This is a genomic window from Flavobacterium niveum (assembly GCF_055231775.1).
Window position 1 is genome coordinate 155,292 of sequence record NZ_JBUYSX010000006.1, and the last position, 16,172, is coordinate 171,463.

A 16,172-nucleotide genomic window follows, 5' to 3' on the forward strand; every position below is an offset into this window, starting at 1 on the left:
CGGTTTTGTTTTTTAACTAAATCGTTATAGTTGTTTTTGGAAAAATAAGCCACTCCCTACCGAAAGTGGCTTTAGTATATTAGTAAGCGTTAGCAATAATCTGCTCAAACAGTTCTTGTTTACCGCTTATAGGTGTAGGTTCTCCATTCTGGCGTGCGATAGTGTTCAGGTTTTCCAAAGTGAGCTCTCCTTTTTCAAACTGTTTTCCGTTACCGCCGTCAAATGATGCGTAGCGCTGTGTGCGCAGTGTTGTATAGTTTGTGTTTGTAAGTATGTTTTCTGCTGCAATAAGCCCGCGTGCAAATACGTCCATACCACTGATGTGGGCTACGAATTTGTCTTCAATGTCTATTGAGTTACGGCGCACTTTGGCGTCAAAGTTTACACCACCACCCTGTATACCGCCGCTTTGCAGTATTACAAGCATTGCCTGGGTGATTTCATAGATGTCGATAGGGAACTGGTCAGTATCCCAGCCGTTTTGGTAATCGCCACGGTTAGCGTCGATGCTGCCCAGCATGCCCGCATTTGCAGCTACCTGAAGCTCGTGCTCAAAAGTGTGGCTGGCCAGTGTAGCGTGGTTCACCTCTATGTTTAATTTAAAGTCGTCTTTAAGGCCGTACTGGTTAAGGAAACCTACACAGGTAGCAGCATCAAAGTCGTACTGGTGCTTCATTGGCTCCATTGGCTTTGGCTCAATGAAGAACGTACCTTTAAAGCCTTCCTTGCGTGCATAGTCGCGGCACATAGCAAGGAACATGGCAAGGTGCTCCTGCTCGCGCTTCATGTCGGTGTTCAGCAGGCTCATGTAACCTTCGCGGCCACCCCAGAAAACGTAACCGTCACCGTTTAGGGCTACAGTAGCGTCAATGGCTATTTTAGCCTGTGCACCGGCGTAAGCAACTACATCAAAGTTAGGGTTTGTAGAAGCACCGTTCATGTAACGTGGGTTACTGAACAGGTTGCTTGTACCCCAAAGCAGCTTAATGCCGGTTTCCTGTTGTTTTTGTTTTGCATATTCCACCATAGCCTGTACACGCTCTTCAAACTCAGCAAGGGTCGGTGCTTCGTCTACAAGGTCTACATCGTGGAAACAGTAGTACGGTATACCCAGTTTTTCCATAAATTCAAAACCGGCATCCATTTTATCTTTAGCACGCGCTACGGCGTTATCTTTAGAGTTCCATGCGTGTGTTTCGGTACCCGGGCCAAAAGGGTCGTTACCGGTATTGCATAGTGTATGCCACCATGCCATAGCAAACTTAAAGTGCTCTTTAAGGGTTTTGCCTGCAACCACGCGATTTTCATCATACCATTTAAAAGCAAGCGGGTTGTCGCTCTCGCGGCCCTCGAACTTTATTTTGTCTACCGATTTAAAGTAAGCTTGTTTTGTTGTACTCATTCTTCTTATTTTCAATATTAATATTCCATTTCCACTCCTGGTAAATATCGCTGTACCTGTCGGCCAGGTGCTTATCGGGCGTTACGCGTTCCAGGCATTGCAGCCCCAGGAAGGCCTCGTCCAGGCTATTATAAAACCCTGCACCATAGGCGGCGCCACGGGCAGCGCCATCGCTGCCTGCAGTGTTATATAATTCTACTGTGGTTTGGGTAGTGTTTACAAATATCTCCCGGAACACAGGGCTAAGGAACAGGTTTGCCATACCGGCACGCACCACTTCACCCCCGGCACCAAGCTCTTTCATAATATCAAAACCGTAGTTCATGGCAAAAACAATACCCTCACAAGCCGAGCGGACCAGCTCCGGTGTATGGTGCATGGTGAAGCTCAGGTTTTGTATACCGCTAAACACAGGCTTATTATTAAAAATACGCTCTACTCCGTTACCAAACGGATAAAAACGAAGCCCTTTGCTGCCCGGCTCTGCTTTCATGGCCTCGGCATTCAGCAGGTTATACGGCACCGGCGTACTGCCCCCTAAAGAAACCATACTGCGCAGCCAGCTGTACAATATGCCACTGCCGTTTATACACAGCAGCACACCGTTTCGCTTCTCCTTTTCGGCATCATTAACATGAAGGAAGGTATTAACGCGGTTCTGTACATCAAAAGCATCTTTATCGGTAACCGAATATATCACCGCCGATGTACCGGCAGTAGTGGCTATTTCGCCGGGCTTCAATACGTTCAGTGAAAGGGCGTTGTTTGGCTGGTCGCCTGCACGGTACGTTATTTTTACATCGGCGCTAAGCCCAAGCTCCGCAGCAACATCAGGATGTACGGTAGCCTGGTAACCAAAATTCGGTACTATTTCGGGTATAAGGGCGGCAGATAAGCCTGCGGCTTCCAGTAGTTCTATGGCCAGCCTGCCTTCTTTAAAATTCCATAAAGCAGCCTCCGAAAGGCCCGACGGGGTAGTCTGTGCCACACCCGACAGCTTTGCCGCTATAAAATCGCCCGGAAGCATCATAAAACGCGCACTGTGGAATATTTCAGGTTCGTGGTCGTGCACCCATTTCAGTTTCGAAACTGTAAAATTGCCGGGGCTGCCCAGTATCAGCGATTGCGAAACTTCGGGGCCTATCTTCCGGTAAAGCTGTTCACCGGTTTCGGCAGCGCGGCTGTCGCACCATATAATTGAAGGGCGTACCGGGTTCAGCTTATCATCGGTAAGTACCAGGCCGTGCATTTGATACGCTATGCCTATGGCGGCAATATTTTTAAGGTTTATGTTGTAGCCCGAACCCAGCTTTTGCAGCCCGTCCTTAACGTATTGCCACCATAAACCAGGATCCTGCTCTGCCCAGCCGTAATTTTCGGCAAAGAAAGACATCTCTTGCTCCGGCACGGTTACCGATGCCAGGCTCTCTCCCCTTCCCGCATCAAATACTGAAAGCTTTATAGACGAACTGCCGAGGTCAATACCAAGAAACAACATAAAATACCTTTTTAATTTTTAATAAATCATAAAAAAAGCTGCAATCAAAATCTGAATCCTTCAATCAGCGAACGCAATAATGGTCATTAAAACCATATGTTTTTTAAGCACACGTTTACCCTCTTATCCATATAGCTAAAAAATACCGGAATAAGTTGTGATGAAGCGATTTATGCCAAATGTAGTTGTAAGAAATATAAGTAGGTGCGCAGGCATGCCAAAAAATACGAAAACGTTTTCCGTAAAAATAGCCAGACAGTATATAGTATTACTGACTATATCATTATTTTTATTTCAGATTCGTAAAACCTTACTGCTATAACCATCAAAATGAACTATTTTAAACACATCCTCCTGTCGGGTTGCTTATTGCTTACGGGCTTTGCCATGGCGCAGATAAAACTGCCTAAAATTGTAAGCAGCGGCATGGTATTGCAGCGCAACGAACCCCTGAACGTATGGGGTTGGGCATCGCCCGGTGAAAAAGTAACCGTAAAATTCAACAAGAAAACATACACGGCCACTACGGCAAAAGACAGCACCTGGGCCGTAACCCTCCCAGCACAAAAAGCAGGCGGGCCGTATACCATGGTGCTAAAAGGAAAGAATGAAATTACACTGAACGATATACTTATTGGCGATGTATGGATATGCGCAGGGCAGTCTAACATGGTACACCAGATGCGTATACACAGTGTGATGTACGCCAAGGAAATAGCCGGTGCAAACAACACTAAAATACGGCAGTTTTTTGTACCCAATACTACCAACCTGGTTGCTCCCGCAGCCGATGTGCCGCAGACCTCATGGCTGCCTGCTACGACGGAAAACATTGGCGACTTTTCGGTAGTGGCGTATTTCTTTGCCAAGACACTTTACGAAAAATACAACATCCCTATAGGAATTGTAAATACAAGTTGGGGCGGTACACCGGTGGAAGCCTGGATCAGCGAAAGCGGGTTTAAAAACTTTGCAGATGCTAAAGCACTTATAGAAAAAAACAGGCAGCTTACCCTTAGCGGAGATATTGATAAAGGAAAACTATACAATTCGCCTGAACCCATAGATAAGGGTGTAACCGAAAAATGGTACAGCACGGATTACACCCCGAAAGGCTGGCATACGATAGCCATACCCGGATATTGGGAAGACCAAGGCGTACGCAACCTTGACGGTACTGTGTGGTACCGCCGCGAGGTAGACATCCCTGAAACCATACCCGGCAATCCGGCAAAAATATTCCTGGGGCGTATAATAGATGCCGATTTGGTATACATAAACGGCACCGAAGTAGGCCATACCTCTTACATGTACCCGCAACGCCGCTACGAAATACCAAACGGCCTGCTGAAGCCAGGTAAAAACCTCATCAGCATTAAGGTAACAAACAATTCGGGTAAGGGCGGTTTTGTACCCGATAAGCCGTACTACATTGCCACAGCAAAAGACACGGTTCCTCTTACGGGCTACTGGCAATACAAGGTGAGCCGGGTTAAAGACCCTAACGAGAAACTCATGCCGGGAGAGATAAACCTGCAAAACCAGCCTACTGCATTGTACAATGCCATGGTGGCGCCGTTAATACAGTACAAGATAAAAGGCTTTATATGGTACCAGGGCGAAAGCAATTCGGGTAAGGCGAATGAATATACTGCGCTGCAAACCGCACTGATACAGGACTGGCGTACCAAATGGAACAACAATAACCTGCCGTTTTTGTTTACGCAATTGCCCGGTTATATGGACTACAATTACTGGCCTTCAGAAAGCCAGTGGGCGCTTTTCAGGGAAGCACAGGCCAAAACGCTTTCGGTACCCAATACCGCTATGGCTGTGGCAATAGACCTGGGGGAATGGAACGACATACACCCGGACAGGAAAAAAGAAGTAGGCGAACGGCTGGCAATAGCTGCAAGGAAGCTGGCCTATAACGAAAAGATTGTTGCAGAAGGCCCCGTATTTAAAGAGGCCTCTATTATGGGCAGCAAAATGTTTGTACGGTTTAGCAATTCCGAAGGCCTGAAAACCACCGATGGCGAAGCGCCTGCCGAATTTGCCATTGCGGGAGAAGACAAAAAGTTTGTATGGGCCAATGCCAAAATAGACGGGCAAAAAATAGTACTGTGGAACGAAACTGTACCCGAACCAAGGTACGTACGCTACGCCTGGGCAGACAACCCTGTAAACCCTAACCTTGTAAACAGCGAAGGGCTGCCTATGGCTCCTTTCAGGACGGATAAGTAGAATAAAAATTCTATAGTAAACACACAGGGCTGTACAAATGCAGCCCTGTGTGTTTTATATGTGATGTTGTTATTTATGCTCCTTTATTTCTTTTAATGTAATTGGGTCGGTTTTTTCATAATACTCCAGGTTATGTATGGGGCGTTCTATATCGTATGGTACCGGCCTGTGGCTGAATTGGCCAAAATACAACAGGCACGCATCCTTCCAAAACTGGGCATCTATGCATTGTCTTTGCAGTTTTTCCTGCACTGCTGTAAAACGCTGGGCATCTACATAAGGCTGTACCTTATCCCACACTTTCTGGAACTGCCTTACCTGTTGCAGCCCGGTATCGTAGCGGTAGCAGATTTCGTCCCATAATATCCTGCCGTTTTTCATTTTATAATCCCACGGCACATGGTGGAACCACAGCAAATACTCCTCAGGGCAGGTAGCCACACTGTTAAACTGTGAGGCAAGTGGCTCGTGGTACTGGCTTACGGCATTACTACCCGAAGTTGTCCTGTTAAAGCCGACACCGTTATCATCTGCCTGGTGATAGTAGGGCGGCGTCCAGTCTTTACGCACCTTGGGCGGGGCATACCATGGGCCGGGACCGTAGTGGTGCTCTGCAGCAAAAATATGGTGCAGCCCCAGCGGCATAGAATAGTTTACAGCGGCTTCCCGGCTTTGCAACATCATTTCTTTTATGGGTGCCAAAAAATTTTGTTCCCATTCCGTGTCCGTCTTTTTATCAGCATTGCCAAAAGTAAGCCTGATCCACTCATCTGCTATTGCATCACTTTTTAAGGTGTCGCTCCATGCCAGCCTCCCGAAGGCATACCAGTTGGCCTGCGCAAAATGATGCCCGCACCAGTTATCATCAAGGCCAATGTTTGCCACACCGGCTATTGCAGTATATTTTTGAGAGAAGATACTGCCGTCTGTACAGCGCGCTACGGTACTGTTTTTGCCCTGCTGCCAGGTATCGCTGTTTAAAAATTCTTCCCACATTGTAGAAAGGAACACCAGCTGGTTAGAGTGCCCCAGGTATTCCTGCGTGATTTGTACCTCAGGCATTACAGGTGTTTTTTTCATGGCACCAAACAGCGCACTGAACGGCTCCCTCGGCTGGAAATCTATGGGCCCGTTTTTTACCTGTATGATTACATTTTCGCGAAACTTACCGTCTAACGGCGTAAATTCGGCATACGCCTGCTTAGCCCTGTCGGTTTCGGTAGCGTTGTATACAAATGCCCGCCACATTACTATACCCTTATATTTTTTCAGCACATCGGCCAGCATATTAGCACCATCGGCATGGGTGCGCTTGTAATCTTGTGGGCCGGGCTGGCCTTCACTGTTGGCTTTTACAAGGAAGCCGCCAAAATCAGGTATAAGGCGGTAAATTTCTTCGGTTTTGGCCTTCCACCACTTTACAACATCTTTATTCAGCGGATCGGCAGTAGGCAGGTTGCCCAACTTTATCGGCGTAGCGAAATTGACCGACAGGTATACCTTTATCCCATACGGGCGCAGTACATCGGCAATGGCCTTTGTACGTTTCAGGTAATCTGTAGAAAGCATTTGCGGTGAAGCATTTACATTGTTCAGTACCGCACCGTTAATGCCGATGGATGCATTGGCACGGGCATATTCTGTCCAGGCCGTAATATCGTTACCGGTAACGGTAAAAGCATCGGCACCCTTACGCCAAAAAATGGATTCGCCTGCATAACCGCGCTCTATACTGCCGTTCAGGTTATCCCAATGGTTTAGTATACGCAGCCCATAAGACGGATTAGACACAACACTTTCAACCGGCTGGTGGATATACTGCCTGCGCAGCAGTTCGTATACACCATACAGCAAACCGGTTTCTGTACGGGCTTCAACACCTGCGGGTGTAAGCCTGTAACCGTCGGCTTTAAGGGCGTTATCTTTAGTCAGGGTAAGTTTTACTGTGGCACCGCTTTTACCTGTCCACCCTTTTTCGAGTTCCGTCTTGGCAATAAGCAGCGTAGGCGAATTACCTGATGCAAAAACCGTTACCGGGTTAGCTTTTACAGGCCTGAGCCACAGCTGGTGCCCATTATCTGCAAAGGAAAACAGGGGGCTTAGAAACAATATAATGTACCAAAGCGGGTTACACTTTTTTATTTTGTAATACATAGTAAGGTATACTTTATTATTTCACTTTTACCACAACACTGCCCTGCTGTAAGCCATCAGCAACAGCCTTAACAGTCATAGTCCCTTTTTTGTGGTTCTTCGGTTTTACAATTACAAGGCAAAGCCCGCTGAAGGCCGTACGCTCATGCGAAGGGAAGGGTACAAGGTTAGCACTGTCGCCATTGTCTGTGGCTACAATTTCACCGTCTCCCTCTATGTAAAAACGGATATTGTTTGCGGCATCGGGCACTACATTACCCTCCTTATCGGTTACTTTTACGGTTATAAAGCTAAGGTCGCTCCCGGCGGCATTCAGCACAGCCCTGTCGGGTACCAACTCTATTTTATAGGCACTGCCTGTTGTAGCGATACGGTCTTCGGCCCAGCGTTTCCCGTTTTTATAGGCCACCACTTTTAATTCGCCGGGTGTGTACACCACATCATCCCACCTTATGCGGTATTCTAATGCGCCTTTTTTCTTTTTGCCAAGTGATTTTCCGTTTAAAAACAGTTCGGCTTCATCACCCGATGTAAATACGTGCACAGGGGTTACCTGCCCTACCCTTTCGGGCCAGTTCCAGTGTGGCAGCAGGTGCGCCATAGGCTTCTCCGGGGCCCAGTATGACTGGTACAGGTAAAAACGGTCTTTTTTAAAGCCTGCCAAATCTATAAAACCAAAATATGAGCTACGCGAAAGATAGTACGGTGTGGGTTCGCCCAGGTAATCCCAGCCGCTCCACACAAAGCCACCGGCCACGTAGGGGTGGGCATCTGTAGTGGCAAACACCTTATCTGCCGATGAGCCAAAATCTACCGAATACAATTCGTACGCGCTTACCTGCTGCTCTGTGGGGTTACCGCCCGCATTGTCCTTTACCGGGGCGCTGTTTAGCGCTGCCACCGGAAAATAATATTTGCCACGGCTGCTTACCGCTGCTGCATTTTCGCTGCTGATAATCATTTTACCGGGAAACTTTTCGTGGAATGCCGGGAACAGCGGCGGGGTGGTAATACCTTTAAGCCCGGCATAGGCGCCACCATTTCGTATGCCCTCACCCTGATAGTTAAGGCTGATGACATCGGGTACTGCCGGTAGCGGCATATCGGGTTTGGCATAGTTCATAGATACGGTTACCGGCCTTGTTGTATCTTCTTCTTTTATTATGGCCTTTAACCTTTCGGCAACGGCTGCACCGGCCTCACCTGTATATTGCTCGCCCACCTCGTTACCAAAGCTCCACAGTATAATACCGGGGTGGTTCCTATCCCTGCGGAGCATGGCGCGCAAATCCTGTTCGCTCCACTCCGGGAAAATCAGGTGAAAATCCAGCGATGTTTTTTTGCGCTCCCAGCAATCAAAGACTTCATCTACTACAAGGAAGCCCATTTTGTCCATCAGGTCCAGCAATTCGGGTGCGGGCGGATTGTGTGCCAGGCGTATGGCATTACAGCCCGATTCGCGCAACAGTTCCAGCTGCCTTTCGGCTGCCCTTTCATTAAAAGCTGCACCCAGTGCGCCAAGGTCGTGGTGCTGGTTGGCTCCTTTAATTATTATTTTCTCGCCATTTACAAACAGCCCTTTCTCTGCATCAAACTCCAATTTCCTTATACCAAAAGGTGTTTCATACACATCGAGCAGCCTGCCGTTTTGGTAAACCGAAGTTACCGCCACATACCTGTTGGGTTTCTGTGTTGGCGGAGGCCCCCACAGCTTCGGGTTAGCAATTGTTACCTGGGCATCGACTATAGCGCTGTTACCGGCGGCAATATCGCGGCTTATGCTTTTAGCAGTTGCAGCAGCTTTCTTTTCTTTGTTACCATTGGTGTCAAGGCCGTATATAACGGTAGCAATATCAAACTTGCCACCCTGGGCAGATGTATTTTCTATTGTTGTTTCAATTTTTACCGTGGCAGACGATGCCGAAACATTCGGGGTGGTTATATAAGTACCCCAATGCGCTACATGCACGCCGCCCGTTTTTACCAGCCATACACTGCGGTAAATACCCCCACCAGGATACCAGCGCGATGAGCTTAGCGGATTATCTATACGGATAGCCAGCTGGTTTTCGCCTCCCGGAATAATATAAGGCGTAAGGTCTGCGCGCCACGATGCATATCCGTAAGGCCAGCCGCCTACCAGCTGCCCGTTTAGCCACACCATAGCATACGACATGGCGCCATCTATATCCAGGTAAATGTTTTTCCCTTTGTCTGTAGCCGGTATGTCAAGCTTTTTCCTGTACCATGCCACTCCCTGGCTAGGAAGGCGGCCCATGCCCCCACCTACTTCGGTATCCCAACCTTTATAAAAAGGCCCCTGAACGGCCCAGTCATGCGGAAGGTTTACGTCCTGCCACTTTGCATCGTTAAACCCACCCTGTACAAATGGGAAATCGCCACCGGGGCTTTTACCCGCAGGCCTGGTATAACGGTGGGCAGCATCTTTTATAAAACTATTACCCGATGGCATTACCCACGGTTTCAGCACCGCAGTCTTCGCCTTAACCTGAAGTGCCTTTGTAGGCTCGGCGTCGGCGGCTTTGCCATCTTCATTAACAGCATCGGGGCGCACGTCATATATAAGGCTGTCCGGTTTTTCCGTTGCAGCATATTTATAAAACTTCCAGCCCTCGTTAATAGAAATGCGTTCGCGCACTTCTTTATTACTTTTATCCTGTTTTTGGGCCATACAACTATAAAAGCTAAAAATGCAGCTGAAAAACAGTATTTTATATAAAACCGGCTTACACATGGTAGATGATATTTTTAAATTAGGTGATTGCTGTATTTAATTTTCCGTTTTTAGTTCACTTTGCGGCGGGCCAAGGTAAGTCGGCTTTAGGCCACCGGTATTGATGACTATTTTTTCTAACACAATACCGGGGTTCAGCACCCTGAAACGGAGCTTGTGCCTGCCCGGCTGTTTTATGGTATGTTTTGTAGCCGAACGTATAATGTGTTCTGCCTGCCATTGCCCCAGTTCGCCACGGTAATGCCCGTTAAAATTAACCGGCTGCGGTGGGGTATCATCAAAAGAGATTTCATATACCAATCCCTTGTTTTCATTAAAATTAAGCGTTGGCGCAAGCAGCAACTGTACCTCCACTTCCCCCGTTGATGTAAAGTCAACATCATATTCCACGTACACAGCATCTTTTTCAGCAGGAGTACTATTTTGAGGGAACGTGGTAATACCCGATTTGGTTTTCCCAAAATCAGGGATTACTTCCCAACGTATTTGTTTAGTACCCACAGCACGCGAATAGTTTTCTGCTTCTATGGCTACGTAACCGTCTTTTTCTGCAAATACTTTTCCTGCTGTAGTAGCTGTTTCAGGCACGTACACCACTTCGGGCATTATACTTTGTTTAGGTTCCTGCCATGAGGAATAGCCTATCCGCACCTGGTCCATCATGTGTGCCCATTTCCCACCCGATATACTATCGTTATACTGGTGCTGTAAAAAGGCATCGCGGGCAAAGCATTCCTTGGCCTTATCAGCATAATAATTTGCACCTACATCATTTTTTGCCACAAGCTGTTTGTTCTTTGCCACGGCAAAATACATTTCGTACAGATTACTGCATGCGCTTACCGGGTACAATACCAGTTGGTAGTATGCATCGCGGTACTGTGGTGGCATAGCGTCGTACAGGCGATAGGCATCAAGCGCCAGGGCACGGTAATCGTTCAGTACGGTTTCAAACTCGTTGTAGTTTTGAAGGCTGTAAGTGGTACTGTTCAGTGTTTCCAGAGTTACACGCCTGTTATATTTTGCATACAAGTTAATAATACGGGCTATCTCTTTGGCATGTCCAGTTCCAAACTGTTGTGTTGCCCAAGCTTCGGTATGCGACAGCAGGTTTTGCGCATTAAATTGCGAAGGGTTCCATGCCATATCCAGGAAAAAGCTTATCGGGTATTCCATCGGCTTCAGGTCGCCCACGTTTACCACCCACAAACGGTCTACACCGTGCTCGTAGCTCAGGTTCATCTGTTCCCATACGCGTTGTATGGGGCTTATGTTTATCCATTTAGAATTTCGCGGGCCGCCCACATAGTCAAAATGGTAATACATACCGTAACCGCCTTTATGGGGTTTACGCACAGGGTCGGGCAGCTTGCGGACATTGCCCCAGTTATCATCACAAAACAGCAGGATAACATCATCGGGTACGCGCATGCCTTTGTCATAATAGTCCTGCACCTCCTTGTACAATGCCCATACCTGTGGTGTTTTCTCAGGTTTTTGTCCGGTTACTTTCCCTATAATGGTACGCTGGTCTTTTACTATCTGTTCCAGCAGCTTAATGTTAGTCCCCTCACCCATGGCCTCATCGCCATCGCCGCGCATGCCTACGGTTACCAGCTTTTCCCAGTTCTTGCTGCGTTCTATACCCGCCTGCCAGAATTTTTGCAGCACAGCAGCATTCTTGGAGTAATCCCAAACGTTAGGCAGGTTATTCTTTTTTATGTACCGATGCCAGTCAGACTGCGCCATGGCCATAGGCTCGTGGTGCGATGTACCCATGATTATCCCCATTTCATTGGCCAGTACACCATTTTCGGGGTCGTCATCATAAAAGGCGTTGCCCCACATGGCGGGCCACATATAATTGGCTTTAAGGCGCAGCAGCAGCTCAAATACCTTTTCGTAAAACCTGCTGTTAAATCCCCCGAAGGTTTGCTTAGACCATCCGCTTAATGCAGGTGCCTCATCATTAAGGAAAATGCCGCGGTACTCCACCGCCGGTTCGCCATCGGTATACGTACCTTTAATAAAGTAAAGGTTATCCCGGTGCGCTACGGGCACATCTGCCCAATAGTACCAGGGTGACACGCCTACCTGTTTTGAAAATTCGTAAATGCCGTATATGGTACCGCGCTTATCGCTGCCGGCAATAACTATAGCATCGCCTGTACCGAAAGGGTTTTTAATATTCTGTATGATGTATTTCTCGCGTTTGCCTTTAAGCAGCTTGCCATCAATTTTATTTTGGGCAGCCAGCAGGTCGATGATGGATTTTGTACCAAAAGTACCAATGATAACCAGCGGGGTTTGTATACCTGTAGTTTGGGTAGTATATACCGGTTGGTCGCCGGTTACTTTATACAAATCCGACTGCAGGTTAAGGATAGCCCGGCTTATGCCCTTGTCTATATTTTCATTGCTGTACAGGGTAAGCCCTCCTTCTTTTTCCTTGACAGCTATTGTATTGCCCGATGCATTAACGGTAATAAAAGGTTCTGTAGCACCGGCCCCTACTGCAAGAAAAAACAGTGCTACACTAAGGCATATTTTTAAAATTGGTTTCATTGCAGGAATTAAAAGAGATATAATTTTATCCTTTATAAATTTATTTTTCTAAAAAATCACGGCTGTTTTGCAAGCAAAGATTGCCGTAGTTTCAAAAATATAAATTTGAAATGTGTGGTAATCCATTTAGGACATAAAATCTCCGAATACGTTTTAGTAATTAGCCTTTACTCTTAAATATTTTTTACGCTATACTTTAGTAAAACATCTACAAGAACTGGTTTAACTATGTTTTCGGTATTATAAAGAGGAAGTGATACTTCAATAAATTTATGTGCAGCATATCGTTATGAAAATCCATCCTGACGTCAATATCTGAAGTGTAGCCTACATAATATCGGTTAAGTTTTTTTTGAAGAAAGGATATTTACAATATGGATTTGCATGGATTGGTGGTGTAAAACAATAAAAGTGCAATACTAAAATAATAAAAACAAAAAAGCCAGTCATTAGCTTGGATTTAAAAAGCTCCCCCTCTTGGACTCGGCCAACCCCGATAGCTATCGGGGCTCTGATTAACAGCAGATGCTCTAACCACGAGGTAACCCGTAAAACCAGCATAAAACAAAAAAGCCAGTCATAAGACTGGCTTTAAAAAGCTCCCCTTTCTGGTTTATTCTCGAACCAAATTTATGAAGATTTGAAAAAAATCTATGATTTAAAGGGCTTTGTGGCTGCTTAATAGTTTTAATGGAATATATAAAACACCTTATTTTCCAGGGAAGTACTTCCCATATTAGTATCCAACTAATTTTAATTAAAAAATGATGAATAAGAATAGCTGAATAATACCGGTAAAAAAGGTGGGTATTAAATATTTTCGAATCCCTCAGAGAAAAACTCTTGTAAAGAAATTGAATAATAATGACACAAATTATTTAAGGTAGAAACTGAGACATTTACTTTCCCTGTTTCAATTCGGCCTATGTGTATATCTGTATCGTTAAAAACAATCTCCTGCGACAATCCTTTTTGAGCACGGATTGCTTTTAGCCTCTGTGAAATAGCCCCTAATAATTGTATGTCTTTACGTTGCTGACTCATAAGTCAACAAAATTTTAAAATAGCCAAATCATTATTAATGACTTATTTGTCATTATTTTGTATTTTTGGTTATTATTAACCAATGAAAATTAAAATGAAAGTATTAAAATATGTATTAGGTTCACTTCTAATTCTAAGTGGAATAAATGGCCTGCTTACTGAGCCAGAATTTCCACTTATAATAGTTATAATATTAGGGGGTTTAATACTACCACCAGTTTCGGTACTTATAGCGAAAAAATTGCCATTTTGGACAAACAAAATAGTAAGGTATGTAACCTATGCCTTTCTATTATTTATATGTGGACTTTTGGTAAAACCTAAACCAGCTATAAGCAAAGAAGAAGTCGAAGAAATCAAGCCCGTTACGATAGTTGAAAATAACAAACCTGAGGGAAGAGACAATTCAAATTTTTGGAAAGAATTTGATCCTATTGTTAAAGATCGCATCTATGAAAAAATTGAACAAAAAGATTGCAACGGTCTCCAAGAAGAATTTAATATTGCAGCAGATAACATGGATAAGATACAAGCTAATGGGGGGAGTGGATCAAGAAATCTCGCGCTCATGGAATTCTTAGATGAGGAAATAAAAAAATTGGATTGTTATGAAAATTAAGTGAACCTACTAAAGCTGCTTTCCCAAGCAGCTTTTTAAATTCTTCATAGCTATAAAATACTTCAAACAACCAACACGTAATCGCAACGAGACAGATTAAACAACCGTTGTTATGTGTTACAAAAATATGTTCTACTTTAAATAATGTTTATTTAAAAGCTTCATCTTTTCATTTAACAAAATTTTAATAATTTTACCTCCGTAAAACCAACAGCCAACCAGTCCTCTTCATAGCATCCAACGACTTAGGCTGTACAAAAATTATTTCATGCTAACAAATTACTTTAAGCCACTTATGTTGGCCTTGCTGTGCTATATACCTATACAGGCACAGGACATCCTCTGGGAAAAATCATACGGTGGCAAACAGGCCGAGTATTTACTGGATGCCCAGCCCACAGCCGATTACGGTTTTATCCTAGCCGGTGCCTCCCTGTCCAAAAAATCAGGCAACAAAGATGAAGAAAACATCGGCGACCTGGATTACTGGATATGGAAAATGGACGAGCATGGCGAGTTGGACTGGCAAAAAAACCTGGGTGGTTCAGGCCCCGATATGCTGTACAGCATCCGCAATACCAACGATGGCGGCTTTATCATCGCCGGTACATCCGAATCTGCAAAAGGTTTCAGCAAATCGAGCGATGCATTAGGCAGAGAAGACATCTGGGTCATGAAAATGAATGCCAAAGGTGGTGAGGAATGGCAGTGTACCCTTGGCGGCCCGGGACAGGATTTGGTAAAGGCTGTGGTACAAACCAAAGATGGCGGTTATATTATCGGTGGTTCTTCAGCTTCCCCTATCAGCTTAAAAGTACGCAAGGGCGATACCGACCCTTACGGCAAATGGCAGGATAACCTTGGAGGCCTGGACTTCTGGATTATCAAACTGGACAGCAAAGGCAAGGTAACCTGGCAGCGTACACTGGGCGGACAATATACGGACATGCTGGAAAGCATAGAACCTACCACCGATGGCGGCTTTATCGTAGGTGGTTACACCAACTCCCCATCTTCAACAGATAAAGCTATTGACGGTTATGGTGAAGGCGATTACTGGGTACTGAAACTGGATAAGAACGGCGATACCGAGTGGCAGCAGGTTTTGGGCGGCGAGCAGGACGACCATATTGCCTGCGTAACCCAATCTAATGACGGTGGGTATATCCTTGCCGGGAACTCGGCTTCAGGGACGACTGGAAATAAATCAAGGTCGAACAAAAGCGGCACCGATTTCTGGGTGGTAAAACTGGATGAAAAAGGTGAAATCCTATGGCAACAGGCATATAACACCGGAAAGGTCGATATACTTACCTCAATGGTAGAAAACAAAGACAACACCATCCTTTTAGGAGGTTATGCCCAAAGTGAGGTTATCGGGCAAAAGGTAAAAAAAGACAAGAATGAAATCAACGACTATATCGCCCTTAAAATATCTGCCGAGGGTGAAGAGTTGTGGAAACAGACTGTGGGCAGTAATGGACAGGACAGGCTCCGCAAACTAATCGAAACCCGCGATGGTGATTACATTCTCGCCGGTACCAGTGACGGAGCATACTCAAAAGACAAATACAGCGGTAAAGGAAGCCATGACTTTTGGGTAGTCAAGCTGGGCGACAAACAGAAGAAAAAGAAAACCGAAAAACGTACACAGATTGAAGCCATCCCCAACCCTGCCGGTGATTACACCAACATTATCGTAACCTTTGATTTTACCAAAGGTACGGCATCCGTTTTTGACCTATCGGGCAGGCAGTTGCAAAGCTTTGAGGTGACCAGCCGTACTATCCCCCTTGCTATGGGCAGCTACCCAGAAGGAGTGTACATTGTGGAAGTCCGCACCGACAAAGGGACCGATTCTGTGAAAGTGATTAAAGGATTAAAATAATAT

Annotated in this window: 9 protein-coding genes; 3 read left to right on the forward strand and 6 right to left on the reverse strand. The window is 45.7% G+C overall.

Annotated features, from left to right (window positions below; translation table 11 throughout):
* Positions 1 to 79 precede the first annotated feature (79 nt).
* Positions 80 to 1,402 carry a xylose isomerase gene (gene xylA, locus ACZIX4_RS15485; RefSeq protein WP_463336545.1) on the reverse strand — a complete coding sequence of 441 codons (1,323 nt, stop codon included), beginning with the start codon at positions 1,400 to 1,402 and terminating at the stop codon, positions 80 to 82.
* Positions 1,374 to 2,900 carry a xylulokinase gene (locus tag ACZIX4_RS15490; RefSeq protein WP_463336546.1) on the reverse strand — a complete coding sequence of 509 codons (1,527 nt, stop codon included), beginning with the start codon at positions 2,898 to 2,900 and terminating at the stop codon, positions 1,374 to 1,376. The genes xylA and ACZIX4_RS15490 overlap by 29 nt, the downstream gene beginning before the upstream one ends.
* 330 nt (positions 2,901 to 3,230) lie before the next feature.
* On the opposite strand from ACZIX4_RS15490, the gene ACZIX4_RS15495 reads away from it, so the two are divergent.
* Positions 3,231 to 5,144: a sialate O-acetylesterase gene (locus ACZIX4_RS15495; protein WP_463336547.1), complete on the forward strand. Its 1,914-nt coding sequence runs from the start codon at positions 3,231 to 3,233 to the stop codon at positions 5,142 to 5,144.
* A gap of 69 nt (positions 5,145 to 5,213) precedes the next feature.
* Here the strand turns inward: ACZIX4_RS15495 and ACZIX4_RS15500 are convergent, their stop codons facing one another.
* From ACZIX4_RS15500 to ACZIX4_RS15515, 4 genes are all read right to left on the reverse strand, one after another.
* A complete protein-coding gene (locus ACZIX4_RS15500) occupies positions 5,214 to 7,298 on the reverse strand; it encodes an alpha-glucuronidase (protein ID WP_463336548.1) in 2,085 nt (694 codons plus the stop codon).
* Between the two features lie 16 nt (positions 7,299 to 7,314).
* Positions 7,315 to 9,990 (reverse strand): beta-galactosidase GalB, encoded by a 2,676-nt coding sequence (galB, locus tag ACZIX4_RS15505; protein WP_463336549.1) that lies wholly within the window; start codon positions 9,988 to 9,990, stop codon positions 7,315 to 7,317.
* Between the two features lie 99 nt (positions 9,991 to 10,089).
* Entirely contained in the window at positions 10,090 to 12,618 is a 2,529-nt protein-coding gene (locus ACZIX4_RS15510; RefSeq protein ID WP_463336550.1) for a glycosyl hydrolase 115 family protein, read from the reverse strand.
* Positions 12,619 to 13,428: 810 nt separating this feature from the next.
* Positions 13,429 to 13,662: a helix-turn-helix domain-containing protein gene (locus tag ACZIX4_RS15515; protein WP_463336551.1), complete on the reverse strand. Its 234-nt coding sequence runs from the start codon at positions 13,660 to 13,662 to the stop codon at positions 13,429 to 13,431.
* 82 nt (positions 13,663 to 13,744) lie between these two features.
* Here ACZIX4_RS15515 and ACZIX4_RS15520 point away from each other — a divergent pair, with 82 nt between their 5' ends.
* The gene (locus tag ACZIX4_RS15520; protein ID WP_463336552.1) at positions 13,745 to 14,281 is read left to right on the forward strand and encodes a hypothetical protein; all 537 of its coding nucleotides are present in this window, start codon (positions 13,745 to 13,747) and stop codon (positions 14,279 to 14,281) included.
* 268 nt (positions 14,282 to 14,549) lie between these two features.
* The gene (locus ACZIX4_RS15525; RefSeq protein ID WP_463336553.1) at positions 14,550 to 16,169 is read left to right on the forward strand and encodes a T9SS type A sorting domain-containing protein; all 1,620 of its coding nucleotides are present in this window, start codon (positions 14,550 to 14,552) and stop codon (positions 16,167 to 16,169) included.
* Positions 16,170 to 16,172: the final 3 nt, after the last annotated feature.